Below are 24,018 nucleotides of genomic sequence, written 5' to 3'. Positions count from 1 at the left end.
CGAGCTAGCAATATCCATGGACCAGGGAGAGCTTGCTGGACAGATCGTCACTGCCTTCGACGGCATGTCGGCGCAGCTTCGGTCCGCTGCGCGCTATGTCCTTGACAAGCCGTATGATGTCGCGCTGTTGTCCATGCGCGAGCAGGCCCGGCACGCAGGAGTGCAGCCGGCGACGATGACGCGGCTGGCCCAGCATCTCGGCCTTGATGGCTACGAGGCGGTACGCGATATCTACGCCGCCGCGATCCGGGACGGCGAAATCGGTTTCGCCGGCAAGGCGGGCCTTCAGGTGGCCAGCCAAAAGCTCAAGGGCGACCACGCGCTGGCGGCCGATATTCTGGATTCGATTTCCAGCCAGCTTGCCCATCTCGCCGAAAGCAGGTCGATCCACCGTCTGGTCGAGACGGCCAGGGCGCTGAGTGCGGCAAGGCGCGTCTATTGCCTCGGCCTGCGCTCGAGCCATGCGGTGGCCTGGCATCTGCATTACATCCTGTCGCTGATCGGCGAGAAGTCGGTGCTGTTGCACGGCATCGGCGGAACCGATGGCGACGCTCTGGCCCATGCGACCAAGGACGACGTGCTGATCGCCGCCAGCGTCCTGCCCTACACGCGCTTCACCATCGAGCTTGTCGAGTATGCTGCCGGCCGCGGCGTACCGGTCATTGCGATCACCGACAGCGGGGTAGCCCCCTTGGCGCTGCTTGCCGATCACCTGGTCGTCGTGCCGACCGGCAGCCCGTCCTTTTTCCACACCATGACGCCAGCTTTCATCGTTGCTGAGATCCTCGGTGCTCTTGTCGCAGGACAGGCAGGCGAGGGCGCCGTTGAATCGCTGCGACGCTTCGATGAGCAGGGCGCCGCCCTCAAGACCCACCTGAACCAGCGTGCGCCGAAGAAAATGCCCCTGAGGGACCGTCGATGACACACATTCTTCATCGAACCATCCACTCGACGCTGCCGGTCGCCGTTCGCGGCCAAGGCATCGAACTGTTCGACGCAGAGGGCAAGTCCTACATCGACGCATCGGGCGGCGCGGCCGTGTCCTGTCTCGGCCACGGCCATCCCGACGTGATTGCCGCGCTGCACGCCCAGCTTGACCGCATCGCCTACGCCCATACCAGCTTCTTCACCACCGAGGTGGCGGAGCGCTTGGCGGACCGGCTGGTCGAGGACGCGCCGAAAGGGTTGGACCACGTCTATCTGGTTAGCGGCGGCTCGGAGGCGGTCGAGGCCGCGCTCAAGATGGCCAGGCAATATTTTGTCGAGAAAGGCGAGCCGCAACGGCGCCATCTCATCGCACGCCGGCAGAGCTATCACGGCAATACGCTCGGCGCTCTCGCCACCGGCGGCAACGAATGGCGGCGCGCCCAGTTCAGGCCGTTGCTGATCGAGACCCACCATATCGACCCCTGTTACGCCTATCGCTATCAAAAGCATGGCGAAAGCGACGAAGCCTATGCGGCGCGCGCCGCCCAGCAGCTCGAAGACAAGATCCTCGAACTCGGCCCGGACGAGGTCATCGCCTTTGTCGCCGAGCCGGTGGTGGGTGCCACGCTCGGCGCGGTGCCGCCGGTCGCGGACTACTTCAAGCACATTCGCGCGATTTGCGACCGCTACGGCGTGCTGCTCATTCTCGACGAGGTGATGTGCGGCATGGGCCGTACCGGCACGCTGCATGCGTGCGAGCAGGACGGCATCGCTCCCGACCTGCTGACCATCGCCAAGGGACTCGGCGGTGGCTACCAGCCGATTGGCGCGGTGCTGCTCGGCCGGCATATATTCGATGCCTTTGCCCAAGGCTCGGGCTTCTTCCAGCATGGACATACCTATATGGGCCATCCAATGGCAGCGGCGGCCGGCCTTGCCGTGCAGGAGGTCATCCGGCGTGACGGTTTGCTCGACAACGTCAGCGCAATGGGCGCGCAGCTGGACGAACGCCTGCACCAACGCTTCGATAACCACCATCACGTCGGCGACATTCGCGGGCGGGGTCTATTCAGGGGAATCGAGCTGGTGGTTGATCGCGCCAGCAAGGAACCATTCGACCAGAGGCTTGAACTCAACGCCCGCATCAAGCGCGAAGCAATGGCCCGCGGCCTGATGATTTATCCGATGGCCGGGACGATTGATGGTGTGCGGGGCGTTCATGTGCTTGTGGCGCCGCCATTCATCATTTCCAAACAGGATATCGATCGGATCGTCGAACGGCTCGGTGAGGCGATCGACGCTGCGATCGCTTCAGCGGCCTGAGCCGCACGACGCGGACCGCCTCAACCAGTTCCAACGCGTCATCGGCGACGGGCCGGGACACCCACCAGAGAGGTAGCAACCATGTACAGTTCAATGAAAACCCTGATCGGCGCGGCGGCCTGCATGCTGCTGGCGCTGCCATCCGTCGGAGCCGAGCAGCGCTTCGTCACGGTCGGCACCGGCGGGGTCACCGGCGTCTACTACGCCGTCGGCGGCGCCATTTGCCGACTGATGAACAAGGACCGGCAGAAAACCGGCATCCGATGCTCGACGGAGTCGACCGGCGGTTCGGTCTTCAACGTCAACTCCATCCAGACGGGCGACCTCGATTTCGGCTTGACCCAATCGGACGTTCAGTACCAGGCCTATGAGGGGACCGGAAATTTCGACGGCAAGCCGTTCAAGGATCTGCGGGCCGTGTTCTCTGTCCATCCCGAGCCGTTTACCGTGCTGGCGCGGCCAGACGCCGGCGTCACCAAATTCGAGGACTTCAAAGGCAAACGCTTCAACGTCGGCAATCCCGGGTCAGGCACCCGCTCGTCCATGGAGGAGTTGCTCAAGCAGATGGGCTGGACGCTCGGCGATTTCTCGCTTGCCGCGGAGCTGAAGGCGGACGAGCAGGGCAGCGCGCTGTGCGACAACAAGATCGACGGTTTCTTCTATGGCGTTGGTCATCCTTCCGCGGCGATCCAGGATCCGACCACGGCCTGTGGTGCCAAACTCATCGCGCTGACCGGTCCGGCAGTGGACGCGCTGCTGGCAGCTCATCCGTACTATTCAGTCGCCACCATCAAGGGCGGCATGTACGCCAACAATCCGGACGACGTGACGACATTCGGCGTCCGCGCGACCGTGGTGACGAATGCCAGCACGCCCGATGAGGTGGTCTACGAACTGGTGAAGTCGGTCTTCGAAAATTTCGACGACTTCAAGAAACTGCATCCGGCTTTCGCCAATCTCGATCCCAAGGAGATGATCAAGACCGGTCTGTCGGCGCCAATGCATCCGGGCGCGGAGCGCTATTACAAGGAGAAGGGCTGGCTCTGAGGCCTTCAATGCGAGGCGCCACAGGCGCCTCGCATTGCAAATAATTGTGGGGAACGATGACAGACCAAAGCCAGCGGGCGGCAGGGCCTGACCAACCCGTTATCGACGTTGACAAGCTTAGCGAGATCGTCGCCGAGGCCGACACCGGTGGGCGCAAGCCGACCGGCCGCACCGCGAAGCTGATCCTCGGCGTATCGCTGGCATGGTCGCTGTTCCAGCTCTGGTATGCCTCGTCCCTTCCGTTCATGCTCAATTTTGGTGTCGTCAGCGACGGCATCGCCCGCTCCATCCATCTGGCCTTCGCCCTGTTTCTGGCGATGCTGACGTTTCCGGCCTTCAAGACCTCGTCGCGCAGCCGGGTGCCGCTGCCCGACTGGGTGCTAGGCATCGCCGGGGCGGCGTCCGCCCTCTATCTGTTGGTCTTTTACAGCGATATCGCCCATCGGCCGGGCCTTCCTACTATGGCTGACCTGGTCGTCTCGATCGCCGGCGTCCTCATCCTGCTCGAGGCCGCCCGTCGCGCCGTCGGGCCTGCCATCACCGTCATCGCGGCGATCATGCTGATCTATATCTTCGCCGGACCTCACCTACCTGGCCTGCTCGGCCACAAGGGCGCGACATTATCGCGCGCAGCCTCGCAGATGTGGCTGACGTCGGAGGGGGTCTTCGGTGTTGCCCTTGGTGTGTCCACCAACGTCGTCTTCATGTTCGTTCTGTTCGGAACATTGCTGGAGCGCGCCGGCGCCGGCGGCTTTTTCATCCAGCTTGCCTTCTCGCTGCTCGGCAGATACCGCGGCGGTCCGGCCAAGGCCGGTGTCGTGGCTTCCGGCCTGACCGGCATGATTTCCGGGTCGTCGATCGCCAATGTCGTGACCACCGGAACCTTCACCATCCCGCTGATGCGCCGGGTCGGATATTCTGCGGTGAAGGCGGGCGCCATCGAATGCGCGGCCGGCGTCAATGGTCAGCTGATGCCTCCGGTGATGGGCGCCGCCGCGTTCTTGATCGCGGAATATGTCGGCATCTCCTATGCCGAGGTGGTCAAGCACGCCTTCTATCCGGCGCTGCTGACCTACGGCTCGTTGTTCTACATCGTCGATATCGAGGCGATGAAGACGGGGATGAAGGGCCTGCCGTCACGCAGCACGCACTCCGCATTTCAGGGCGCGCTGCGCGGGCTGATGGGCGTATGCGGTTTCATCATCCTCGCAGGGCTTGTCTATTACGGCATTGGCTGGACGAAGATCGTTTTCGGCACGGCCGCGACCTGGATGATCACTGCCGCGCTGATCGCCGTTTACATCGGCCTTGTCGCCTACCGGGCGCGTTATCCCGACCTGCCGCTGGAGGATCTGGAGGGCGAGATCGTCAGGATTCCCCACTTCGGCGAGACGGCACGCACCGGCCTGCATTTTCTGCTGCCTGTGATCCTGCTGATCTGGTGCCTGATGGTGGAGGAGTTGTCGCCCGGCCTGTCGGCATTCTGGGGCGCTGTCGCCCTTATGGCGCTGATCGTCACGCAGCGGCCGCTCACCGCCTTTTTCCGCAAGGACCGCGCGCTGGCGCAGCATTGGCTTCACGGTTTCGACGATCTGGTCGGTGGTCTGTCCGCCGCCGCACGCAACATGACGACGGTCGGCATTGCCACTGCGACGGCCGGCATCATCGTCGGCACGGTTCTGCTCACGGGCATCGGGCTGGTAATGACCGAGCTGGTCGAATTCATCTCGGGCGGCAGCTTCATCGTCATGCTTTTGTTCACCGCGGTGATCTGCATCATTCTCGGCATGGGCATGCCGACCACTGCAAGCTATGTCGTCGTCGCCACCTTGATGGCGCCGGTCATCGTCGATTTGGCGGCGCAGAACGATCTTGCCGTGCCGCTGGTCGCCGTCCACATGTTCGTTTTCTATTTCGGGCTGATGGCGGACGTGACGCCGCCAGTGGGCCTGGCGGCTTATGCAGCTGCGGCAATTTCCGGCGCCGATCCGGTGAAGACCGGCATTCAGGGCTTCAAGTACGAGATCCGTACCGGCCTGCTGCCGTTCATCTTCATCTTCAACACCGGACTGCTGATGATCGATCTCGAAGGTCCGTTCGATTTCGTCGCGATGGTGGTGACATCGACGCTGGCCATGGTCTCGTTTGTAGCAGCGACGCAGAATTGGATGCTCGTGCGCAACCGCTGGTACGAGACGATTGCGTTGCTTGTGGCCTGTTTCATCTTGTTCAGGCCGGGATTGTTGCTCGATCAGATGAGTGAACCGTATCGGGCAGTACCCGCCACCGAACTCAGCCGTATCGTCGACGAGACGGCCGAGGGAGGCGCGGTTCGCTTGCGCCTGACGACACTGAACCTCAACGGCGATGAGATATCGAAGCTGGTTCGGCTGCAGCTCGGGCCTGCAAATTCATCGGCCGAACGCCTGAAGGCTGCGGGCCTGGACGTCAGTGCGCTTGGCGATAGCGTGACGGTCGGCGTGGTGCGACTGGGCAGTCAGGCGGCCAAATTCGGCCTGCAGCCCGGCGACGAGATCAACCAGGTGCTAGTCCCTGCGGAACGGCCATCGCGCTATTGGTTTACCATCCCGGCCCTGTTGTTGGTCGGTCTCGTCTTCTGGGTTCAGAAGCGGCGAAGGAGGACAATCGCTCCGTAAGCGTCTTGTGAGCGGAAGAGTCTTGGCCAGCATGTCAGTAACAAGAGAACCAAACGGCGCCGCGGAACCGGCTAGCGTGGAAATGCGCTTGACGACGCACGACCGCCCCTTCGAACCGGTCGACTACGGGCTTTACGCGCTGACGGTCATTGCCTGGAGCGCATCGTGGTTCGCGATCGAACTTCAGGTCGGCAGCGGCGTGTCGAACGAGGTCAATCTGGTCTGGCGCTTCGCCATCGCCACGCTGCTGATGTTTGCCTGGGCGGGCTTTTCCGGTCGGCGGCTCCGCTTTCCGATCACCGATCATTTGCGCTTTGCTGTGCTCGGCATCCTCATCTTCTCGTCGAACTTCCTGTTTTTCTATTACGGCGCCGGCTATCTCGTCAGCGGCTTGCTCTCGGTCGTCTTCTCGCTCGCCTCGGTCATCAACATGCTGCTCGCTGCCTTGGTCGTCGGCGAGCGCCCGGCGCCGCGCATTCTCGCCGGCGGCCTCATCGGCTTCGCCGGCATAGCGCTGATGTTCTTTCCCGAAATCGCCGCCAACGGGCTTTCCGGCGGCACGTTGGTGGGCCTTCTTCTGTGCCTCTGTGGCACGCTGAGCTTCTGCGCCGGCAATCTCGTCTCCGTCGCAAACCAGCGCCGCGGCCTGCCGCTCGTTTCAACGAGCGCCTGGGGCATGCTTTATGGCACTCTGTGGTCGACGTTCCTGGCCTTCCTGCTTGGTGAGCCGTTCGTGTTCGCGACGACCGCCTCTTATATTGGCTCGCTGGTCTTCCTCGCCGTCATATCGACCGTCGTCGCTTTCGCCGCCTACCTGACGCTGCTCGGACGCATTGGCGGCGCCCGCGCCGGCTATGCGACCGTCATATTTCCCGTCTTTGCGCTTTTGATCTCCACGGCGCTGGAAGGCTATGCCTGGACCGCTTACGCGGTTGCCGGGCTCGCCCTCGTCGCCGCCGGGAACGTCCTGGTCATTCGCGGGGGACGGCGCTGACGCATGGAATGCTTGCGCAATGCCGCCGCGTTCCGGTTGTGCGGGCCGCGGTTCCATCGAGCTTGACTCTCCGCGTCCTCTGTCTAAGCTGCGGTCAATGGGTCAGACCAATGTACCAGGGTTGGCCCGGGAGGGAACTAAACGCACATGCCGATCCAGGCCGTTGAACCACGCCGGCTTTACCGACAGGTCGCCGATCAGCTCAGGCAGCTGATCGATGCCGGCGAGTTTTCCGTCGGCGACCGCCTGCCGACCGAGCGGGATCTGGCCGACCAGCTCGGAATTTCCCGCCCGACAGTCCGTGAAGCGCTGATAGCGCTGGAGGTCGAAGGCCGCATACGCATCCGCGTCGGCTCGGGTATCTACGTCACCGATCCGCCGAGCGCCGCCGCCTCCGAACCCGAAGTCGAGGAAGGCCCGTTCGAGCTGTTGCGCGCGCGCGAATTTGTCGAAGGCGCGATCGCCGCCGAAGCGGCCCTCCATGTCCGGCCTGCAGATATCGAACGGCTCGACGACGTGCTGCGACGGATGGAGGCCATGCGTCACCCCAACAAGATGACCATTGCGCTCGACCGGGAATTTCACACCGCTGTCGCCGGCATTCTCGAGAACGCGGTGCTGGTGCGCTTCATCGGCGAGCTTTTCGACCAGCGCATGAACCCGTACTTCGAACGCCTGTCGATCCATTTCGAGACCAGCGATTCCTGGCAGGTCGCGGCAAAGGAACATCGTGCTGTGCGCGATGCAATTGCCGCGCGCGACCCCGAGCGGGCCAAGGCCGCCATGCAGCAGCATCTGCGCCAGTCGCAAATCAGATTCTCACGCAATTTCGATGAGAGAGCCGCGGCCAAGGAGGTTGCGGAATAGCAGTTGGCCGGGGGGAGATCCGGCCGTCAAGTTCAACCAGGGAGGAATTAGATGCTGAGAAAATACGCAGTTCTGCTCGGTGCGATCGCCGCAATTGCCATACCCATGGCGTCGGCCTCGGCGGAAACGGTCCTGAAATGGGCGCATGTCTACGAGACGACGGAGCCCTTCCACACCGAATCCGTGTGGGCGGCCGACGAAATCAAGAAGCGCACCCAGGGCCGCTACGCCATCGACGTCTATCCGGCCTCGCAGCTTGGCAAGGAAGCAGACATCAACCAGGGCCTGATGCTCGGTACCGTCGATATCATCATTTCCGGATCGAGCTTCGCGGCGCGCGAATATCCACCGATCGGCGTCACCTATTTCCCATACACTTTCCGCGATGCCGACCATTTGCTGAAATACACCAAGAGCGACGTCTACAAGGCCCTGACCAAGGGCTATGAGGACAAGACCGGCAATCACATCGCCGCCACCACCTATTACGGGACGCGGCAGACCACCTCGAACCGTCCGATCGCCAAGTGCTCCGACATGCAGGGCCTGAAGATGCGGGTTCCCGACGTGCCGGCCTATCTGGCCATGCCGCGTGCCTGCGGCGCCAACACCGCGCCGATTGCCTTCGCCGAGGTGTATCTGGCCCTGCAGAACGGCACGGTCGAGGCCCAGGAGAATCCGCTGACCACCATCGAGGCGAAGAAATTCTACGAGGTGCAGAAGAACATCGTGCTCACTGGCCATATCGTCGATCATCTCAACACCATCATATCGGCGTCGCGCTGGGCCTCGCTTTCCGACGAAGACAAGAAGATCTTCACCGAGGTGATGCAGGAGGCTGCCGCCCGCGCCACGGCAAAGATCGTCGCCCGCGAAAAGGAACTGGTGCAGGTATTCAAGGACCGCGGCATCAGCGTAACCGATGTCGACCGTGCCGACTTCGAGAAGAATGTGCTGGAGAAGGTCACCTTCGAGGAGTTCGGCTACAACAAGGCCGATTGGGAAGCGATCCGCGCCATCAAGTAGGCCATCGGCAAATCGAATGCTTAATCAAGAGGATAGAGCGGCAATCGGATTTGCTGCTTTAACCTGCTCTTCGGTCCGGCTCCAAATTGCGCCGGACGGCCTTTTCAATCCTTGACGACCCACCAGCTTCGGGAGCCCGCGCCGATGGCCGAGGAACACCACATCGAGATCACCGTCGGAGAGATCGCGCACGCCTTCGAGGAGGTGCCGGTACACGTCGACCTGTCGGACCACGGCATCGAGGACTGGATCACGCTTGCCGTATTCTGGGGCATGGTCGTGTGTGTCTTCCTGCAGTTTTTCACCCGCTATGCGCTGAACAACAGCCTTGCGTGGACCGAGGAGATCGCCATCAACGCGCTCGTCGTCGTCGTTTTTCTGGGCGCCGCCATGTGCGTGCGCCTTTCGCGCCATATCCATGTCGACGTGCTTTACCACTATCTGCCGGAGCGCGTCGGCCGCTGGCTGGCGCTCGCCGTCGATGTTATCCGCATTGCATTCTTCGGCTACGGGTCCTGGCTGATGTGGCGCTACGTCACGATCGTGGCGCATGAGCGCATGGTCACCGTCAACCTGCCGCGGCGCTGGTTTTTCTACGCCGTACTGGCCGGGTTCGTGCTGATGCTACTGCGCTCGATCCAGGTCTTCATCGGCAATTACAGGCGCGGCTATTCGGTGCTCGAGCGTCCTGGCGCGTTCGAGACGGCGGGGGTCTGAGCGATGCTGCTTCTGGTCGGGGGCTTTCTTGTCCTGATGCTCATCGGCGTGCCGGTCGCCGTTTCGATGGCGGCCGCGTCGATCCTTTACCTCGTCATCTACGGCGTCGCGCCCGATATCATCGCGGCCCAGCGCATGATCGCCGGGGTGGAGAGCTTTCCGCTGCTCGCCGTTCCGTTCTTCATCCTGGCCGGCAACCTCATGAACATCGCCGGCGTGACCGGGCGCATCTATTCCTTCGCCCTTGCCCTGGTCGGCTGGATGAAAGGCGGCCTGGCGCAGGTCAACATCATCGGATCGGTGATCTTTTCCGGCATGTCGGGCACCGCTCTCGCCGACGCCGCCGGCATCGGCACCATCGAGATCAAGGCGATGAAGGACCACGGCTATCCTATCGACGCCGCGGTCGGGGTTACCGCCGCTTCCGCCACGCTCGGGCCGATCTTTCCGCCCTCGCTGCCCTTCGTCATCTACGGCATGATGGCCAATGTCTCGATTGGCGCGCTGTTCATGGCCGGCATCCTGCCCGGCGTGGTCATGACCGTGCTGATGATGATCACGGTCGCCATCTTCGCCTACAGGCGCGGCTGGGGCTCCGACACATCCTTCGAGCTTCGGCGGCTGGCCGAAGCTGCGGGCGAGGTGCTGGTGGTGGCTGCCTTTCCGATTGGCTGCTATGTGCTGGTGCAGCTTGGCCTGTCGATCAATATCGCGGTCGGCATAGCGCTGCTGGTGCTGATCGTGGCGGACTGGTATTTCGATTTCTCCGCGGTCATGGCGCTGATGACGCCGGTTATCCTGATCGGCGGCATGACGATGGGCTGGTTCACGCCGACCGAGGCGGCGATGGCGGCTGTGATCTGGTCGCTTTTCCTCGGGCTGGTGCGCTACCGCACGATGACGCTGCGTTTGCTTGCCAAGGCCAGCTTTGACACGATCGAGACGACCGCCTCGGTGCTTTTCATCGTCACCGCCGCATCGATCTTCGCCTGGCTGCTCACCGTCAGCCAGGCAGCACAGCTGTTCTCGAACTTCATTTTCGCGCTCACCGAAAACAAGTGGGTCTTCCTGATCCTGGTCAACATCCTGATGCTGGTGGTCGGCTGCTTCCTCGATACGATCGCCGCGATCACGATTCTGGTGCCGATCCTGCTGCCGGTCGCCGCCGTCTACGGCATCAACCCTGTGCATTTCGGGCTGATCATGACGCTCAACCTGATGATCGGGCTTTTGCACCCGCCGCTCGGCATGGTGCTCTTTGTGTTGTCGCGCGTTGCCAAGCTCTCGGTTGAGCGCACCACCATGGCGATCCTGCCGTGGCTGGTGCCGCTTATCGTGGCGCTGCTTCTGATCACCTTCATACCCGCCATCACGCTTTGGCTGCCGACCGAGATGGGCTTGATCCGGTGAGTGGCCAGGCGATTGCCGCGACGCTGTTCGGCCCGCAGGACCTGCGCGTCGTGGAGCGTCCGCTTGAACCGCTGGCACCAGGTATGGTGCGGGTGCGCTTTGGGGCAGGGGGCATCTGCGGCTCCGACCTGCATTATTTCCGCCATGCCCGTACCGGCGACTTCGTCGTCACTTCGCCGCTTGTCCTCGGCCACGAAATCTCAGGCGAAATCGTCGAGATCAACGGCGCCGCGCCCGGCCTCGGCATCGGCGACCATGTCGCGGTCAATCCGTCGCGCTGGTGCGGGCGTTGCGCGCGATGCCTGGAAGGCCGCGCCAATCTCTGCGAGAACATCTATTTCATGGGCTCGGCATCGAAGACGCCGCATATGCAGGGCGGATTCGCCAGTCTGTTCGACGCCACGCCCGCGCAATGTTTCAAGGTTCCATCTGACGTGGCCTACCAGGCGGCCGCACTTGCCGAGCCGTTGGCGGTCAGTCTGCACGCCGTCGCGCGGGTGGGCGACGTCAGGGGCCGCAACGTCGTCCTGTTCGGTGCCGGCCCCATCGGTCTCTTGACCATGCTCGCGGCCAGGCTTGCCGGCTGCGCTGAACTGACCGTCGTCGATATCGCCGCCGCGCCGCTCGCCTTCGCCCGCCGGCTTGGCGCCGACAGGACGATCGACCTTTCCGGCGGCGACGCCGAACTCCAGGCGCTTGCTGCCGGGGATTCGCTTGATGTCGCGTTCGAGATTTCAGGCACTGCCGCCGGCCTTGCCGCGGCGATCGCCAGTGTCCGGCGCGGCGGCACGGTGGTCCAGGTCGGCAATCTTCCCGGTGGCCACATCCCGCTGCCTGCCAATGCAGTAATGGCCAAGGAGATCGACCTCAAAGGCACATTCCGCTTCGGCACGGAGTTCGGCCGGGCGGTCGATCTCATCGTGTCGGGGGAGGTGGACGTCCTGAAGCTGATGACAGCGGAGCGCACGCTTTCTTGCGCCACCGATGCCTTCCGACTTGCCGCCGACCGTTCACAGAGTGTCAAGGTCGTGCTGACCGCGGACTGAATCGTGGTTCTTGCCAGATCGTTAGCAGCCATAACTCATTGCGAACGGACGAAACTCAGAACGTGCTCGACGTATATGCTCCCACCCAGGTCTCCGGTTAAACTCGGGAGCAATACCCGGCAGCTTGCTGTCAAAATTGTTGGCAGCAAATCCGCTCGCGATTAAAGCCCCTTCGTCGCGAGATTTCGTTCAGTTCGGCCATTCCTCGTCCTGCCAATCGCGCGCTGCGTGGATCACCCGCAAAATTGAAATGCTTTCTCGGCCGCCCTTGGCGGTCACGGCATAAGCGATGATGTAGGGCAGGCGACTCATAGGCTTTTCATAGGTGCCGGATACACGGCCGGGCCGCCCGGTTGCCATTTCCCCAAGCGCGGCCCCTGCGTCCAGAATCCGGTCTGCTGCCAGGCGCGCAGCGCGCGGATTATCCTGCGAAATATAGGCGATCTGTTCCTTGATGTCGTCCAGCTCACCGCGAGACCACTGAACGGCTCGCGTCACACCTTGCGGCCCGTGCCGGCATCAATCGCGGCATACAATTTCTGCCATAGCCCTATCATGGGACACGATGCGCCCAGCTTCGACATCAGCAAGGCCGCGCTTGATACCTTCAATGATTTCAAGCTCGCGATCGACTTACGCTGCGACGGCTTCACCTGCGAGGAATGACTTGCTACGCCGGGTGTCGGTTTGCGATCCGGTCGAGCTTTTCCTTTACATCGGGACTGACGCGAATTGTCATAGTGGTGCTAGCGGCCATAGCGGTGTCCTGTGTTGATCGGTGTACACCTTAGCACAGAGCGCCGCGCTGGTTCATTATCCCCTGACCGCCGAGCCGACGATCGAATCCACAAAGAAGCGCTGCAGCAAGACGAAGAGCACCAGTGGCGGGAGCACGGCAAGCGTGGCGCCAGCCATCACCAGTCCCGTGTTTAGAGCGCCTCTGTTGTAGCTGAGCAGGCGACTAAGGCCGATGACGATCGGATATTCGTGTGCATTGCCCTGTAGAACGGTCAGCGGCCAGACATAGCTATTCCAGTGATAGACGAAGGCAAACAGCGCCAGTGCCGCGATTGCCGGCGCCAGACTGAATCGAGGATGCGCAAAGTCCCTGTTTTTTGCGAGGCAATCGGCGCTTCACTGTGCAGGTACAAATAGAATGTGCGACCGTGCTGGCTTCCCAGCATCAGGATAGAGCATACGCCTGGAACCTTCATAGCCCGATGCCGCGCTTCTTTCCCAGGTTCCAATCCACGCCCCCCATATCCGAGCACACGACCCCGATGACTTGATTACCCAATCGCTTTTCGAGCGACGGCGACCAGGGCACGAGCTTGAATTCGAGTCCATTGTCGATCATCGCGAGCCGGCCTGAAGCCAGCGAGAAACGCCGCCGGTAAATCCCAGCCACATGATCGCCGTTGGCAGCCTTCGTGAACGAGAGGCCCGTCTGGGCGGCGAGGCGGGCACCGAGCGATTCCACCTCATGATCGTGTAAAGTATCGATCAGATTGCGCACAAGAATGACGCGCTGTCCCTCGCGCTTGGCCAGATCGCGGCTGACAAGGTGGTCGACCCGATCTTGCAGTGCCTGTCTTACGTCCCTACCAAAGCCGCCGTCACCGAATTCGGCAGGCTCGCGTGCAACGAGTTGGCGATCGAGCCAAGTCGCGCCGGAAGCATGGACCTGCTGTTCGATTGACAGGTCGGAGCGGACCGCGAGCGTGACCCGGCCACCGCCATTTGCACTCGCATCGCGGCACAACTCCACGACCGAGCCCGGGTCGGAGTCTCCGGCCGCATCAGGGTCATCGAAGCGAATGTGGTGCGTGCGTCCATCAATGCCATCGACGATGGCATAGGCCGCGCCGCGCCGTTCGTCATAAAGACCGCGTTCGAGCAGTCGGCCGATCACGGGCGCATCAATCCTTTCGGCGGCTAGCACATAGTCGGCCGTCCCTTTTTCTAGCCCATGCACAGTGAGGCTGCGGTGCATGCGCTTGATGATGTCGCCGCGTTCACCGAGGGCGCGCAAAGTGGGCTCGGCCTGTTCGACCACTATCCACTGGCCGGGACGGATCTCGTTCGCGAGGCCCAGGCTTTCCAGTTGCCGCAGCCGGCCGACTTTGAGCCCCAGGAACTCGTCGGGCCGGCGATCAGGATGTGGCGCGAGATCAATGATACCATGACGGTCGGCGTCACGAACAAGCTGGCGATCGAGCTGCGTCCAGCGCTCAGTGTCGACCTGGCGCTCGATGGCCCGGCGGATGTCGAGGTCCATGCGGAGCCCAAGCGTCTGGGTGAGAATGTCGCTCGCCCGATCGCGCATGCCCTGGCGGATGTAGTCCCGCGAGATGACAAGGCTCTCGCCATCGTCGGCAACGCCGCGAACGAGGATGTGAACGTGCGGATGTTCGGTGTTCCAGTGATCGACGGCTATCCAGTCGAGCCTCGTGCCGAGGTCGCGCGCCATGTCGGCCATCAGGTCACAAGCGAAGTTCTTGAGGTCGCCGAGCTCCATTGCATCGTCTGGCGAAACGATGAAACGGAAGTGATGCCGATCATCCTTGCAGCGGTCGCAGAAGGCGTCATGATCTGCATCTTTGGTGTCGGGACCGAACATCCTCGCCTTCTCACCATCACGTGTAACACCTTCGCGGCGAAGATATTTGAGATGGGTGGCGAGTGGCCCAGACCCTCTGAACTGCCGTACCACACGGGTCTTGACGACGGCGCCGCGTGACCGGTCAGAGATGAGGCGACTGGCGCGGATGCTCGCTGACCTGCCGCGGCCAAACGTTGAAGCTCGCGGGGAGGTGATCCGACCCTGGCGTGTAAGGTGACCGCCGGCGCGCTGTGTGGCCGCAAGAGCCTGGAAGATGAAGGGTCGTGCGCGCTGGCCGGCGCGGGAGCGGATGCGACCAGGGCGGACGCGAAAGCTATCGTCACGCTTCATGCTAGACGGCCACGAGGTGCGGTTTCCATTGAAACACTGAAAAATTGGGAATAGCGCACATCGCTGATTGTGCCAGCACATTGCGAAATGAGACGAAAATTGTAAGGAAAACAATCGGCCGAACCGAGCCGCACCTCGCGGCCCTTTATCCTGCCAATCTCTCTGTTCTCATCCACAGCCAACCCTTCCGCCGGAATTTCCGCGACGGAACAGGCCGGAATGCAATTGAGGAGGAACGTGGCGATCATTGCGATATGGCTAAAGAGGGCTGAGCGAATAGGCCGGAACCAGCGTGGTTCGATTGGAAATCGGTTTCACCCGGCTGTGGCTCGATCGCGGTCAGGTCCGCAACAGGATTGCCCATTGGCGACCGCATTGCAGACGAATGAATCGCCGCAAAGATCGTCTCGGCATAACCATTGCCATCCGATCGCGTTCCGAATGTCATGGGGATGCGGAAAGATCGTTGCACGGAGTGAGCTGGCTCTGCCCCTTCCGTGCCGCGCGCGCCGCGGAGTGAGAACTGCACCATCGAGCAGCGGCGCAAGTTTCCTGACGTAGTCGACCGTCTCGCGTGGCAGCGGACGGCCGGTTAAGAGATGTTCCGTGTACCGACCAGGACCGGCATTGTAAGCGGCAAGAAAGCCGCTGCGCCCGAAGCTGTCGAGCATTTCGCGAAGATATGCTGCACCTGCAAGAATGTTGTCACGCGGTTGATACGGATCGTCACCGAGACGGTATTTGATGCGCAGTTCTTGCCACGTCGCCGGCATGATCTGCATCAAGCCCATTGCGCCCTTGCTTGAAAGCGCACGAACATCGCCGACGCTCTCAACATGCATGACGCCGCGCAGCAACTGCTCTGGAATGGCGAAGCGTTTTGACGCTTCCCGGATATGCCGCGACCACGGGCCAGCCGACAAGATCGTCGACTCGGAGTGCGCCGGCCGTTCACCAGCAGAGGAAGCCGCTGCACCAGTTTCGGGCGCCACGAAGCCGAGCATCACACATGCGGCAAACGTCGTCATGCCTCTGTGGGCTGCGTCCCGCAGACCGCAGAACCGATGCGCCGCCAGCCTGCGACGGTGTTCGCTTCCGTTAAGGGCAGGGGCTCGCCAATCGAACCGGCTTTGCCAAAATTGTGATGAAATCGGCGTCCGCAGCCACAAGCAAGTGTCCGGCCCCCTCTGGGCTGCCTCGCGGGCGGTCGGGTCGAAGGGTTTGACCGGCGCGCAATGGATCAAAAGGGTTGGCGAGAAAGATTCGTCGAAGGGCTCCAGAAGCATCTGTTCAGCCTCGCCCGTCGCGCTTCGATGATCGGTTCCAGTGCAGGCTCCAGACGCTGTTCTCTGCATCGGACCGAAACAGCTTGGCGCGGATCGGCTGCGTAAAGGACGGGTCGTCAATTGAGACGGAGAGGTAATCCCCAGCCTTGTCTCCGGCGCGGTCCCAAGCCGCACCGATCGCCATCCCTTCGCAATAGATCAGATGGTCGGGCGCGTTTTCGGTTTTGGATTTCTCGGCAGGCAGGATGGCAATCTTCGCCTCGATTGTTAGCGTGGAGAGATTGCCGAAGAAGCCGTCATCATTGCGCGTGAAGGTTCCGATCTGGGTCATTGCAGTGCTCCTTTCTGAGTGTTAGTGCGCGTCGAGCCGAGCCCTCACGGCTCGCTAGCGAGGGGATCGTTGGTGATATCCAGTACCGGAGTGGTGCGCTCCGTGGTCCAGACTGGAACCGCGCGGCCAACTATCGATGAGAGCGGGAGCGGGCCGAAATAGCGGCTGTCAAAACTGTCGGCTGCACCCGGGTTCATAAGGAAGACGTCGGCCTCGGCAACGTCGCGGCAGCCCTGCCAGATGGGCAGGGATCGACCACGACTGTCACGCTCGCGCGCATGTCCATACGTCTTGCCGTTGACGATGATCATTGTGCCTTGGCGACAGACGGTTGCGCCCCCGAGTGCCAAAACATGCTTGAGGAGCGGCACATTTTTCGGCAGATAGCCGCGTCTTGCCATGAAGGCCGCCAATGGCTCGGGCGGCATGATGACGGCGATATTGGCAATACCGATTTTGTCGGCCGGCTGGACGCGATAGAGCCCGACGGGGATGCTCGCCGATGAGTTCCAGATGGACAGCGGCGGATGGCTAATCCATGCCGGCGCCGCGGCGAGCACTGCGCCGCCAACCATGGTGGCGATGATCTTTGTGCGTTTGCTCATGACTCGATCCCGGGGCGCAGCAGGAAAGCTTTACGACGCTTGCCGGTGTATGGACTCGGCTGCTCGCGTGCGGCTATCCGGCTGTGGACGTGCCGCCGTTGACGCGGCGACATGAAGGTCAGGATTTGCTGCTGTTTCGCCGCTACCAAGCGGCGCGGTTGCAATCTCCTGGCTTGCGCGTGGATGGTTTGCGACGCAGCCCAGACCAGGATGGCAGCGTTCCAAATCGTTCCCATGCCGTGCACACTTGCCGCCTCAACGCAGGTCGATTCTTCGCCCGCATGAGGGTGGATCGGTGTCAGGCGGCGGGATTTCACCAATAAGACGAGCTGCCGCGCCACGACGTCCCGCGTGCCGCGTGGAGGGAAGCCGGTTGAGGGGACATAAGACAGCGCAAATTGCTGCTGAACGGTCTCGCGATACTGCATTTTCGGTGCGCCACAGATCAGGAGCTGCGGTCGCGCCGGCCGACATAGGCGGGCGCGCGGGCTGCATGGGGTTTTGCCGGCGGAACATAGGTCGCGTTGGCATCGCTGGTGGAGGTGCGTGCGCCCAGCTCTATCCAGGCGTGCAGGTCGTTGATGTCGTAGAGAACGCGCCCGCCGACCTTCCGGTATTTTGGGCCGGTGCCGTAGGTCCGGTGCTTTTCGAGTGTGCGGACGCAGAGCCCGACGATGGGTGCTGCCTCCTTCGTGCGCAAATACTTTTGGGGCGCGACCGCGGGACCCTTCGACATCGCTCGATCTCCATTCGGTTCTGCTGTCGTCCTGGCCTGCCGGGACGCGCGAAGTGGACCATGATCGAAATGAGGAAAGGCGAGGGAGGGCAAAGATTGGGGGGCGCGTTTTTGCTACCCCTTTGCTATCCCGAAGAAGGACTTCGGCGGCCGGACTTTTCGCTGCGGTTGTGGGGATAGAAGAGAAGATCGCGATAGCCGCCGGCGACTAAAAAAGCTGCACGGCGTAAGATAGCTCGGACCTTGTGGCGGAGATGATGATCACGCCAATCTCGCGGCACAATCGGCTCTTGCGAAAACAGCACCTCCGCGAGCTGACGATAGGTTGCACCCATGCGGTGACCATCATGTGCGCGCAAATTGAGGATATGCCTGGTCTTGGTCTGTTGCGGCAGCGCGCCGTAAGATGAACTTCCTGCCCGGCCGTTCAGTGCGCGCCAGAACCGGCGCGCTGCATCGAGCCGCGTCTCGAATGCAGCGTCGAGCGGCAGAAGGGTAGCGTTGAATTCACCGGCGCGGTCATCAGCGACGAGATGACTTTTCCCAATTAAGGTAGACCAAATAATGTGAAGGCCTTCGTCCTGCGGCCAAACGCTGGCTCCGGCAAGGCTGGAAGGTCGAACTGTTTGATGGGATGTAGATACCCGCATGACCCGGAGCACGCGCGGCGAGGCCTGTTCCGTCCAGATGATATTGTCAGCTTTCGGAAGTCCGGCACCGGCAGTTTTGAAATCGCGCGCCCCAACGGGCGGCGAGATCGGGCTGACCGGCAGGTTCTCCAGAACCAGCGAGTTGCGATGCAAGCTGGCTGCACTCTGCCACGAATTCGTCATTCCGGATCAGATACTCGGCAGCGAATTCCGTAGCCTGGTAGCTGCACATGTGTGCATACGCCGCCGGATCGGTCCAATCGCCTTGCACTGTTCCTGTCCTCTCCGCGTACCCGGATGTGAGGCGTCGGCGTCAACATTCCCGGCGGATAAGGAAGTTGAATAGTTGGAGAGTCGGCAAACCATTATGCCGACTCAGCAAAGTGGAGCGACGGCCGCGTCAGTGCGGAGCGCCGCCAGCGAGAAGATATCGGTAGCCGCTGGTCGTCATCCATCGCGCGCGGGCAAGATGGGTTTCCCAGGACCGGTACGCTCGTTCCGGCTCCTGCTCCGGGTCTATATGCAAGACGATCCTGGCCACCTCTCGCCAATCGGCATCTTCCGCCGCCGCGTCAAGCAGGCGAATGTAGGTGAGCAGACGCTCCTCGTCATAGCCGGTCAGGACCGAGGCATCCGGCGCAATGTCGGCGACGTCAGGATCGAGCAGCGGTTTAAGCATGGTATTTGACCATATTTCGATCGCGATCTCGAAGGAGCCGTCCTTTAGATCGAGCACCAATCATAGCGAATAGGAACGATCATTCCTAGAACGATAGTTCCCTTTCTGGTCCCTAATCCGCCATGAATCTCAAGGAGATCATGGCGGCCAACATGCGTCGCCTGCGCCATGACCAGAACGTGACGCAGGAGGAACTGGCCGCCCGCTCTGGACTGAGCATGCGTTACGTCGGATCGATCGAGCGCGCTCGGGTCTCGGCCAGCATCAGTGTTCTTGGGAGGATCGCAACTGCGCTGAATGTGGACCCATGCGAGTTGATCAGAAAATCGGCACCGTGAGTTGACGCGGGAAACACCTCGAATTTTCGATGATCGGCGAGGCGACATGCAGGAATGAAGTCTCCAGTCGCGAACACGACAGGTAGTCGCCCCAAAGTCCGACGGAGCTCGTTGGGCAGCGACTGCGCTCATCTTGCCGTGAAAAGGAGGACGGCCCCGCCCTGTTCGTCCGGGCGGAGCCTTGGTCGGGGCCTTACTCCGCGTTGCGGCGGCCGTTGGGGCGGGACCAGATAAGGCTGTAGTCTTCGCCTTGCTCATCGTTGAAGAGGTTGGCGTAGATCGGAGCAGTGAAGCTCGGATCGTCCACCTTCAGGCCGAGAAAGTCGCGGCCCTCATTGGAGCGCTTGGACCAAGCGGCGCCGATCTCGACCCGCCCGACGAAGACACGGTGACTGGGGGCGTTGTCGCCAGAGCGGTTGGCCTCGGGGACGATGCGGACGTTCTTGGCCTGGAGCGAGAGGGTGACGATTTCGCCGGTGAACTCGTTGTTGCCGGTCCTCTTGAAGCTTCCGATTATCGCCATGAGTTTTCTCCTTGAACTCTGTTTCGAGCCCGCACCATTGCGGCCTCGATAGCGATCGGCGGGCCGGAGGCGATCGACGCCGCATCGCTTGCGACCGCAGCGCCAGCGGAGGATGGCAGCCAAGTGACTTTGTTGTTTCGCGAGGAATGACGGCGCAGCCGGCAGGGGAAGAAAGTCGATCGGCGCCATTGCGGCTTAGGCGATCGAGGCGCAGCCGACCTTCGGCCAGATCAGCCCATTAAAGAGGCCGTTTGGAGCGGCCCACCAGATAGAGACATCAACGGAGAACCTGGCGATACCGTCGCTGGCGAAATCCCGGCTACGACGATCACCGGCGTCGATGCTCCTCTGTACAGGCATCGCGAAGCCGCAAGCTGTTGTCGGAAACGCGCATAAGACATGCACGTGACGGTTCAAGTCACGGCTGACGTGCACCACCGGATATGCGCTATCTTTGGAGCGAGACGGCACGCCGTTGTGGATTCGAACTGTGCGTCGCGCGATGCCGTGTCAGCGACGATCCTAACAATGCGATGGCCGAAAAAAGCATCCTGCCCACGCCGGTTGTTCGGTGAGTTCGCCCAGATCCAGGCCCTGTTCGGTTGAACGGGCGTCGTTATTCGCAGCTGTGATGCCAGCTGCGACGCAGCTGAACGTTGACGGCAAGCGTGACGGCGTCGCGCGCCTTTGCTAGGGCGCGGACTTGAGTATCGCAAAAAGACGGGCGGCGCAGGAAGCCGGAGATCCGGCATCCCGGGCCAAGCACTCCAGCGAGCTGCAAATACAGTACCCGCTGCCCGATCGCGGCCGTATCGTACAATCGAAAAAAGGGTAGCGGCGGGCAGCGCTTACGCGCCGCCTCCCTTGGGGCGGAAGTCGAGGACTGGGATGCCGAGCTTCTTTGCCTTGTCTGCAAGATTGTCCTGAATTCCGGTCCCGGGAAAGACGATGACGCCTATCGGCAGCGCCTCCAGCATTGCATCATTGCGCATGAACGGGGCGGCTTTGGCATGCTTTGTCCATTCAGGGGCAAAGCCGATTTGGGGTACCTTGCGATGGTCTGCCCAACAGGAGGCGATCTTTTCGCCACCCTTCGGCGATTTCCCGTGCATCAATACCATGTCGGGATGCCTGGCGTGGACCTGGTCGAGCTTGGCCCAGATCAGCTGGTGGTCATTGAAGTCGAGCCCAGCGGTGAAGGCGATTTTCGGGCCAGGTGGCAGAAGGACTTCCTGCGAGGCGCGTTTCTTGGCGCTGAGAAAATCGCGGCTGTCGATCAGCGCAGAGGTCATGTTGCGATGGTTGACCATCGATCCGCTGCGCGGTCGCCAACTCGATCCGGTGTGGCGCTCGTAGTGCTCCGCGGCCTGATCACGCATCAGTTCGAAGGCGCTTTGGCGTTCGATCAGCGTCTGCCCTTCGGCCGTCAGGCGTTCCAGCTCGACGGATTTCACTTCGCTGCCGTCCTGCTCACGCTGGCTGCGGCGTTGCGCCTGCTCGTTGTGATCGAGTTCGCGCTCGATCCGATCTGCGGCGCGGTGAAAGATGTTGACGGTCGACCACAGAAGATCGTCGAGATCGGGCTCGAGGCGAGTGTCTTGCAGTGCCACGATGAGGGCGTCGAAGATGTCGGCCATCGCGCCGGCGACGCAGTGGCCCTCTGGAAGCGGTCGAGGATCAGGCTCATCCACGAAGGGACGGTAGCCATAGAGCTGGAGTTCGGTGAGGACGTGGTCGATGGGTGAAGACGAGTGCTGTGGTTCGTAGTCGTCATGCTCGCTCATTGGATGCTCCGCCGGTTGGACCGCGACCCTCGCGGCCTTCATGGCGACGGAAGCCGGCGGACGGGACGGACCTGCACCCGCAGCGAAGCGAAGGGCCGGAGTGTCAGCGGAGGAGGGTGGAGGCCGGCTATTTTGCTTCGCGATGGAAAGCGCTCCCTTGGGGAGCGCGCCGGAAAATAGTCGGCCGGAGACATTGCGGGGCCGAGTCGTTTGCTGGCCGATCGCCCTCTCGAAGGCCCGCAGGCGCGGTTCTCTCCGACTTCAGGAGCATCCAAGTGATGATGGCGACAGCGGACAGGCTGTTCGTTCCGAGTTATCCCGCCACTGCCATGAAACGGGCGATGTCCTGCGGGGCGAGCTGAACACGGACTGCTGCTCGAACGGCATCCAAGCCTAGCGTACAGAGATCTTCGTTGAGGTCCCCAAGTGCCGGCGAGAGCACGACCGGCTCGATCCCGGCAGCATTCGCTCTTTCGATCAAGGTGTCACGCGCGCCGTTACCGGCTGGATCGGCGTCGCGCACGATGTAGAGCCGTCTCAGTGTGAGGGGGAACAGCATGGCAGCAAGATGGGCGGCCGAGAGTGCCGCTGCCATGGCCATATCGGGCAGGATGCACCGAAGCGACAAGACGGTCTCGATGCCTTCGCCGCCCGCCATGACGTCGCCCGGTAGGCCAAAGCGAACCGCGTGACCGAGAAGATCGCCCATCGCGCGCCTCGGCGTACTGACCGGTGCCTTGCCCCTGCCGGAAGGATCAAGCCATGTGCGATGTACGCCAGTCAAATGGCCGTCGAGATCGGTAACGGAAGCGACCATCGCCGGCCAGGTCTCAGTCGGCGCTTGTTCGTCGGGCCGGTAGTAGCAGCGCGGGTGAAAACGCAGGCTTCCGGTCCCGTGCAAAGCGGCAATACTGCGGTTGTGCAGATACGCCTCTACGACCGTACCCGCAATCGGCTGCGACATCGCAAACAGCCGACGCGCTTTCTCCGACATTTCCGACGGCGCGGCCAGCAACTTCGACCGCATTGATGTCTGCTCTGGTCCGGGATGCGGTAGGCCGAGAAACGTTATTGCCTCATGGGCAACGTCCCTGAAGTCGCTCAAACCGCGGCTTTCGCGGATGATATCGAGAAGATCGCCATGCTCCCCGGTCGCCGCGTCAGTCCATTTGCCGGCTGCGCCCTTTCCGCTCTGCGAGCCGACGAGCCGCACGAACATAGAGCGACCCGGCGTGTTTCGGACATCGCCAACAAGCCAGTAGCGTCCCTCGCGATGTCCGTTCGAAAGATAGTGGCGACAAACCGCTTCGGCCTGTCGGCCCAGGCGGTGGGCCAGTTCGGACGCGTCGCGTCGGGGCATCATGCATCCTCCCGCGAGTCGATGCGCTGATAGCGCTCCAGCACCTTGCCCAGAATTGCGGGTTCGGGCGCCTGTGGCTCAGTGGGACTGGCCGACCCTGCGCGAATCTCGACGACAAGGCGCTCGATGCAACCACTGGTCGTCTTGCGCACGAGGAGGTGCGAGTGGGTCGTCACTTCGGCTACGAGGTCAGGTAGGTCCTCGATCCAGATGTCAGCCTTGACGCGGACCTGGGACATGGAGAACTCCACGTTCTTGAAGGCAATGTCTCGCGAGGACAGAAGGGTAATTTTCTGAGGGGTAGTCGCCATCGGGATGTACTCCGAGACGGGCAGTCGAGAGCCTCTCTCTCGACCTTCAAACTCGTCATGGAGATCCCGGCACTCCTCGTCCTCTTGTGCTTGGCAGCCAACCGAGGTTGTTGCGGGGTAGCAACTCAGTGACGGCGTTCCTGTTTACAAACGCGGCTGCAACATACAAACGTGCAGCAGTAGCGATTAAGGACCACAGCGCGGCGATGAACGACGAGCGGGCCGGTCGCCCCATTGGAAGTATCTGCGTTCTTCATCACGCCTTCGGCGCTGTGGCGTGCGACACCGAGGGCATGCGGCTGAGTTCGAGAGCGAACAGAGCGCTTTTTGCGACGGGAAATCGATTTGGACGTGGTTGGTCATCACGGGCGGCTTGCCGCTAATCGTCGCCAGCAATGACGCTGCCAGCCAAGAAGCGAAGGAGGTACTCCGCTGCCCTGCTCGCCTG

Annotated in this window: 26 protein-coding genes and 1 pseudogene; 11 read left to right on the top strand and 16 right to left on the bottom strand. The window is 62.0% G+C overall.

Features of this window, described 5'->3' with window-relative positions; translation table 11 throughout:
- Positions 1-16: 16 nt before the first annotated feature.
- The 10 genes from NKH30_RS00310 (at position 17) to NKH30_RS00265 (ending at position 12,014) form a co-directional block, all read left to right on the top strand.
- The gene (locus NKH30_RS00310) at positions 17-922 is read left to right on the top strand and encodes a MurR/RpiR family transcriptional regulator (RefSeq protein WP_352470560.1); all 906 of its coding nucleotides are present in this window, start codon (positions 17-19) and stop codon (positions 920-922) included.
- Positions 919-2,250, top strand: coding sequence for an aspartate aminotransferase family protein (locus NKH30_RS00305; protein ID WP_352470559.1), 1,332 nt, complete (start codon positions 919-921; stop codon positions 2,248-2,250). The genes NKH30_RS00310 and NKH30_RS00305 overlap by 4 nt, the downstream gene beginning before the upstream one ends.
- Before the next feature lie 93 nt (positions 2,251-2,343).
- Positions 2,344-3,297, top strand: coding sequence for a TAXI family TRAP transporter solute-binding subunit (locus NKH30_RS00300; RefSeq protein ID WP_352502597.1), 954 nt, complete (start codon positions 2,344-2,346; stop codon positions 3,295-3,297).
- Between the two features lie 56 nt (positions 3,298-3,353).
- The gene (locus NKH30_RS00295) at positions 3,354-5,954 is read left to right on the top strand and encodes a TRAP transporter permease (RefSeq protein WP_352993753.1); all 2,601 of its coding nucleotides are present in this window, start codon (positions 3,354-3,356) and stop codon (positions 5,952-5,954) included.
- A gap of 82 nt (positions 5,955-6,036) precedes the next feature.
- Positions 6,037-6,948: a DMT family transporter gene (locus tag NKH30_RS00290; RefSeq protein ID WP_352502598.1), complete on the top strand. Its 912-nt coding sequence runs from the start codon at positions 6,037-6,039 to the stop codon at positions 6,946-6,948.
- Between the two features lie 147 nt (positions 6,949-7,095).
- A complete protein-coding gene (locus NKH30_RS00285; RefSeq protein WP_352470556.1) occupies positions 7,096-7,815 on the top strand; it encodes a FadR/GntR family transcriptional regulator in 720 nt (239 codons plus the stop codon).
- A gap of 51 nt (positions 7,816-7,866) precedes the next feature.
- Complete coding sequence (locus NKH30_RS00280) at positions 7,867-8,841, top strand: sialic acid TRAP transporter substrate-binding protein SiaP (protein ID WP_023717039.1); 975 nt, start codon at positions 7,867-7,869, stop codon at positions 8,839-8,841.
- A gap of 144 nt (positions 8,842-8,985) precedes the next feature.
- Positions 8,986-9,558, top strand: coding sequence for a TRAP transporter small permease (locus NKH30_RS00275; RefSeq protein WP_352470555.1), 573 nt, complete (start codon positions 8,986-8,988; stop codon positions 9,556-9,558).
- A gap of 3 nt (positions 9,559-9,561) precedes the next feature.
- Positions 9,562-10,968, top strand: coding sequence for a TRAP transporter large permease (locus NKH30_RS00270; protein WP_352455844.1), 1,407 nt, complete (start codon positions 9,562-9,564; stop codon positions 10,966-10,968).
- Positions 10,965-12,014: an L-idonate 5-dehydrogenase gene (locus tag NKH30_RS00265; RefSeq protein ID WP_352470554.1), complete on the top strand. Its 1,050-nt coding sequence runs from the start codon at positions 10,965-10,967 to the stop codon at positions 12,012-12,014. The genes NKH30_RS00270 and NKH30_RS00265 overlap by 4 nt, the downstream gene beginning before the upstream one ends.
- 189 nt (positions 12,015-12,203) lie before the next feature.
- On the opposite strand, the gene NKH30_RS00260 is transcribed toward NKH30_RS00265, so the two are convergent.
- The 12 genes and pseudogenes from NKH30_RS00260 to NKH30_RS00205 all read right to left on the bottom strand — a co-directional run bounded on the left by NKH30_RS00260 (position 12,204) and on the right by NKH30_RS00205 (position 19,254).
- Positions 12,204-12,512 carry a type II toxin-antitoxin system RelE/ParE family toxin gene (locus NKH30_RS00260; RefSeq protein ID WP_352470553.1) on the bottom strand — a complete coding sequence of 103 codons (309 nt, stop codon included), beginning with the start codon at positions 12,510-12,512 and terminating at the stop codon, positions 12,204-12,206.
- Positions 12,513-12,533: 21 nt separating this feature from the next.
- Positions 12,534-12,771: pseudogene (locus NKH30_RS00255) on the bottom strand (CopG family ribbon-helix-helix protein).
- Between the two features lie 453 nt (positions 12,772-13,224).
- A complete protein-coding gene (locus NKH30_RS00250; protein ID WP_352993748.1) occupies positions 13,225-14,967 on the bottom strand; it encodes a relaxase/mobilization nuclease domain-containing protein in 1,743 nt (580 codons plus the stop codon).
- The gene (locus tag NKH30_RS00245; protein WP_352470551.1) at positions 14,964-15,215 is read right to left on the bottom strand and encodes a hypothetical protein; all 252 of its coding nucleotides are present in this window, start codon (positions 15,213-15,215) and stop codon (positions 14,964-14,966) included. Before NKH30_RS00245 ends, NKH30_RS00250 begins: the two co-directional genes overlap by 4 nt.
- Before the next feature lie 66 nt (positions 15,216-15,281).
- Positions 15,282-16,253: a lytic transglycosylase domain-containing protein gene (locus NKH30_RS00240; protein WP_352993745.1), complete on the bottom strand. Its 972-nt coding sequence runs from the start codon at positions 16,251-16,253 to the stop codon at positions 15,282-15,284.
- Between the two features lie 4 nt (positions 16,254-16,257).
- Positions 16,258-16,584 carry a DUF736 domain-containing protein gene (locus NKH30_RS00235; RefSeq protein WP_352470549.1) on the bottom strand — a complete coding sequence of 109 codons (327 nt, stop codon included), beginning with the start codon at positions 16,582-16,584 and terminating at the stop codon, positions 16,258-16,260.
- Positions 16,585-16,628: 44 nt separating this feature from the next.
- A complete protein-coding gene (locus NKH30_RS00230) occupies positions 16,629-17,189 on the bottom strand; it encodes a S26 family signal peptidase (protein WP_352993741.1) in 561 nt (186 codons plus the stop codon).
- Positions 17,186-17,617, bottom strand: a complete 432-nt coding sequence (locus NKH30_RS00225) for a replication initiator protein A (RefSeq protein ID WP_352470547.1) — start codon at positions 17,615-17,617, stop codon at positions 17,186-17,188. Before NKH30_RS00225 ends, NKH30_RS00230 begins: the two co-directional genes overlap by 4 nt.
- 17 nt (positions 17,618-17,634) lie before the next feature.
- Positions 17,635-17,925, bottom strand: a complete 291-nt coding sequence (locus NKH30_RS00220) for a helix-turn-helix transcriptional regulator (protein WP_352993738.1) — start codon at positions 17,923-17,925, stop codon at positions 17,635-17,637.
- 125 nt (positions 17,926-18,050) lie between these two features.
- Complete coding sequence (locus tag NKH30_RS00215) at positions 18,051-18,575, bottom strand: DUF2285 domain-containing protein (protein ID WP_352470697.1); 525 nt, start codon at positions 18,573-18,575, stop codon at positions 18,051-18,053.
- A gap of 46 nt (positions 18,576-18,621) precedes the next feature.
- On the bottom strand, positions 18,622-18,807 hold the full coding sequence (locus tag NKH30_RS00210; RefSeq protein WP_352452199.1) for a transcriptional regulator domain-containing protein: 186 nt from the start codon (positions 18,805-18,807) through the stop codon (positions 18,622-18,624).
- A gap of 168 nt (positions 18,808-18,975) precedes the next feature.
- Positions 18,976-19,254: a DNA -binding domain-containing protein gene (locus tag NKH30_RS00205; RefSeq protein WP_352612552.1), complete on the bottom strand. Its 279-nt coding sequence runs from the start codon at positions 19,252-19,254 to the stop codon at positions 18,976-18,978.
- A 122-nt stretch (positions 19,255-19,376) separates the two neighbouring features.
- Between NKH30_RS00205 and NKH30_RS00200 the strand changes: the two genes are divergently transcribed.
- Positions 19,377-19,592: a helix-turn-helix domain-containing protein gene (locus tag NKH30_RS00200; protein ID WP_023674290.1), complete on the top strand. Its 216-nt coding sequence runs from the start codon at positions 19,377-19,379 to the stop codon at positions 19,590-19,592.
- Between the two features lie 193 nt (positions 19,593-19,785).
- Here the strand turns inward: NKH30_RS00200 and NKH30_RS00195 are convergent, their stop codons facing one another.
- The 4 genes from NKH30_RS00195 to NKH30_RS00180 all read right to left on the bottom strand — a co-directional run bounded on the left by NKH30_RS00195 (position 19,786) and on the right by NKH30_RS00180 (position 23,570).
- Positions 19,786-20,115 carry a DUF736 domain-containing protein gene (locus NKH30_RS00195; RefSeq protein ID WP_352502581.1) on the bottom strand — a complete coding sequence of 110 codons (330 nt, stop codon included), beginning with the start codon at positions 20,113-20,115 and terminating at the stop codon, positions 19,786-19,788.
- A gap of 848 nt (positions 20,116-20,963) precedes the next feature.
- On the bottom strand, positions 20,964-21,899 hold the full coding sequence (locus NKH30_RS00190) for an SLOG family protein (protein ID WP_352993735.1): 936 nt from the start codon (positions 21,897-21,899) through the stop codon (positions 20,964-20,966).
- Between the two features lie 313 nt (positions 21,900-22,212).
- Entirely contained in the window at positions 22,213-23,259 is a 1,047-nt protein-coding gene (locus NKH30_RS00185) for a DUF7146 domain-containing protein (protein ID WP_352994039.1), read from the bottom strand.
- Entirely contained in the window at positions 23,259-23,570 is a 312-nt protein-coding gene (locus NKH30_RS00180) for a hypothetical protein (protein ID WP_352993732.1), read from the bottom strand. Before NKH30_RS00180 ends, NKH30_RS00185 begins: the two co-directional genes overlap by 1 nt.
- Positions 23,571-24,018 lie beyond the last annotated feature (448 nt).

The sequence above is a fragment of the Mesorhizobium sp. M1273 genome (assembly GCF_040318195.1).
Lineage (GTDB): Bacteria > Pseudomonadota > Alphaproteobacteria > Rhizobiales > Rhizobiaceae > Mesorhizobium.
The sequence above is the reverse complement of the archived record's forward strand: the minus strand, read 5'-3'. Positions and strand labels throughout refer to the sequence as shown.

Bases quoted from the DNA above. Each gene is read 5' to 3' on its own strand.
- NKH30_RS00310 (WP_352470560.1), top strand. From the start codon at position 17: ATGGACCAGGGAGAGCTTGCTGGACAGATCGTCACTGCCTTCGACGGC.
- NKH30_RS00305 (WP_352470559.1), top strand. From the start codon at position 919: ATGACACACATTCTTCATCGAACCATCCACTCGACGCTGCCGGTCGCC.
- NKH30_RS00300 (WP_352502597.1), top strand. From the start codon at position 2,344: ATGAAAACCCTGATCGGCGCGGCGGCCTGCATGCTGCTGGCGCTGCCA.
- NKH30_RS00295 (WP_352993753.1), top strand. From the start codon at position 3,354: ATGACAGACCAAAGCCAGCGGGCGGCAGGGCCTGACCAACCCGTTATC.
- NKH30_RS00290 (WP_352502598.1), top strand. From the start codon at position 6,037: ATGCGCTTGACGACGCACGACCGCCCCTTCGAACCGGTCGACTACGGG.
- NKH30_RS00285 (WP_352470556.1), top strand. From the start codon at position 7,096: ATGCCGATCCAGGCCGTTGAACCACGCCGGCTTTACCGACAGGTCGCC.
- NKH30_RS00280 (WP_023717039.1), top strand. From the start codon at position 7,867: ATGCTGAGAAAATACGCAGTTCTGCTCGGTGCGATCGCCGCAATTGCC.
- NKH30_RS00275 (WP_352470555.1), top strand. From the start codon at position 8,986: ATGGCCGAGGAACACCACATCGAGATCACCGTCGGAGAGATCGCGCAC.
- NKH30_RS00270 (WP_352455844.1), top strand. From the start codon at position 9,562: ATGCTGCTTCTGGTCGGGGGCTTTCTTGTCCTGATGCTCATCGGCGTG.
- NKH30_RS00250 (WP_352993748.1), bottom strand. From the start codon at position 14,967: ATGAAGCGTGACGATAGCTTTCGCGTCCGCCCTGGTCGCATCCGCTCC.
- NKH30_RS00245 (WP_352470551.1), bottom strand. From the start codon at position 15,215: ATGATCGCCACGTTCCTCCTCAATTGCATTCCGGCCTGTTCCGTCGCG.
- NKH30_RS00240 (WP_352993745.1), bottom strand. From the start codon at position 16,253: ATGCTTCTGGAGCCCTTCGACGAATCTTTCTCGCCAACCCTTTTGATC.
- NKH30_RS00235 (WP_352470549.1), bottom strand. From the start codon at position 16,584: ATGACCCAGATCGGAACCTTCACGCGCAATGATGACGGCTTCTTCGGC.
- NKH30_RS00230 (WP_352993741.1), bottom strand. From the start codon at position 17,189: ATGAGCAAACGCACAAAGATCATCGCCACCATGGTTGGCGGCGCAGTG.
- NKH30_RS00225 (WP_352470547.1), bottom strand. From the start codon at position 17,617: ATGCAGTATCGCGAGACCGTTCAGCAGCAATTTGCGCTGTCTTATGTC.
- NKH30_RS00220 (WP_352993738.1), bottom strand. From the start codon at position 17,925: ATGTCGAAGGGTCCCGCGGTCGCGCCCCAAAAGTATTTGCGCACGAAG.
- NKH30_RS00215 (WP_352470697.1), bottom strand. From the start codon at position 18,575: ATGCGGGTATCTACATCCCATCAAACAGTTCGACCTTCCAGCCTTGCC.
- NKH30_RS00210 (WP_352452199.1), bottom strand. From the start codon at position 18,807: ATGTGCAGCTACCAGGCTACGGAATTCGCTGCCGAGTATCTGATCCGG.
- NKH30_RS00205 (WP_352612552.1), bottom strand. From the start codon at position 19,254: ATGCTTAAACCGCTGCTCGATCCTGACGTCGCCGACATTGCGCCGGAT.
- NKH30_RS00200 (WP_023674290.1), top strand. From the start codon at position 19,377: ATGAATCTCAAGGAGATCATGGCGGCCAACATGCGTCGCCTGCGCCAT.
- NKH30_RS00195 (WP_352502581.1), bottom strand. From the start codon at position 20,115: ATGGCGATAATCGGAAGCTTCAAGAGGACCGGCAACAACGAGTTCACC.
- NKH30_RS00190 (WP_352993735.1), bottom strand. From the start codon at position 21,899: ATGAGCGAGCATGACGACTACGAACCACAGCACTCGTCTTCACCCATC.
- NKH30_RS00185 (WP_352994039.1), bottom strand. From the start codon at position 23,259: ATGCCCCGACGCGACGCGTCCGAACTGGCCCACCGCCTGGGCCGACAG.
- NKH30_RS00180 (WP_352993732.1), bottom strand. From the start codon at position 23,570: ATGGCGACTACCCCTCAGAAAATTACCCTTCTGTCCTCGCGAGACATT.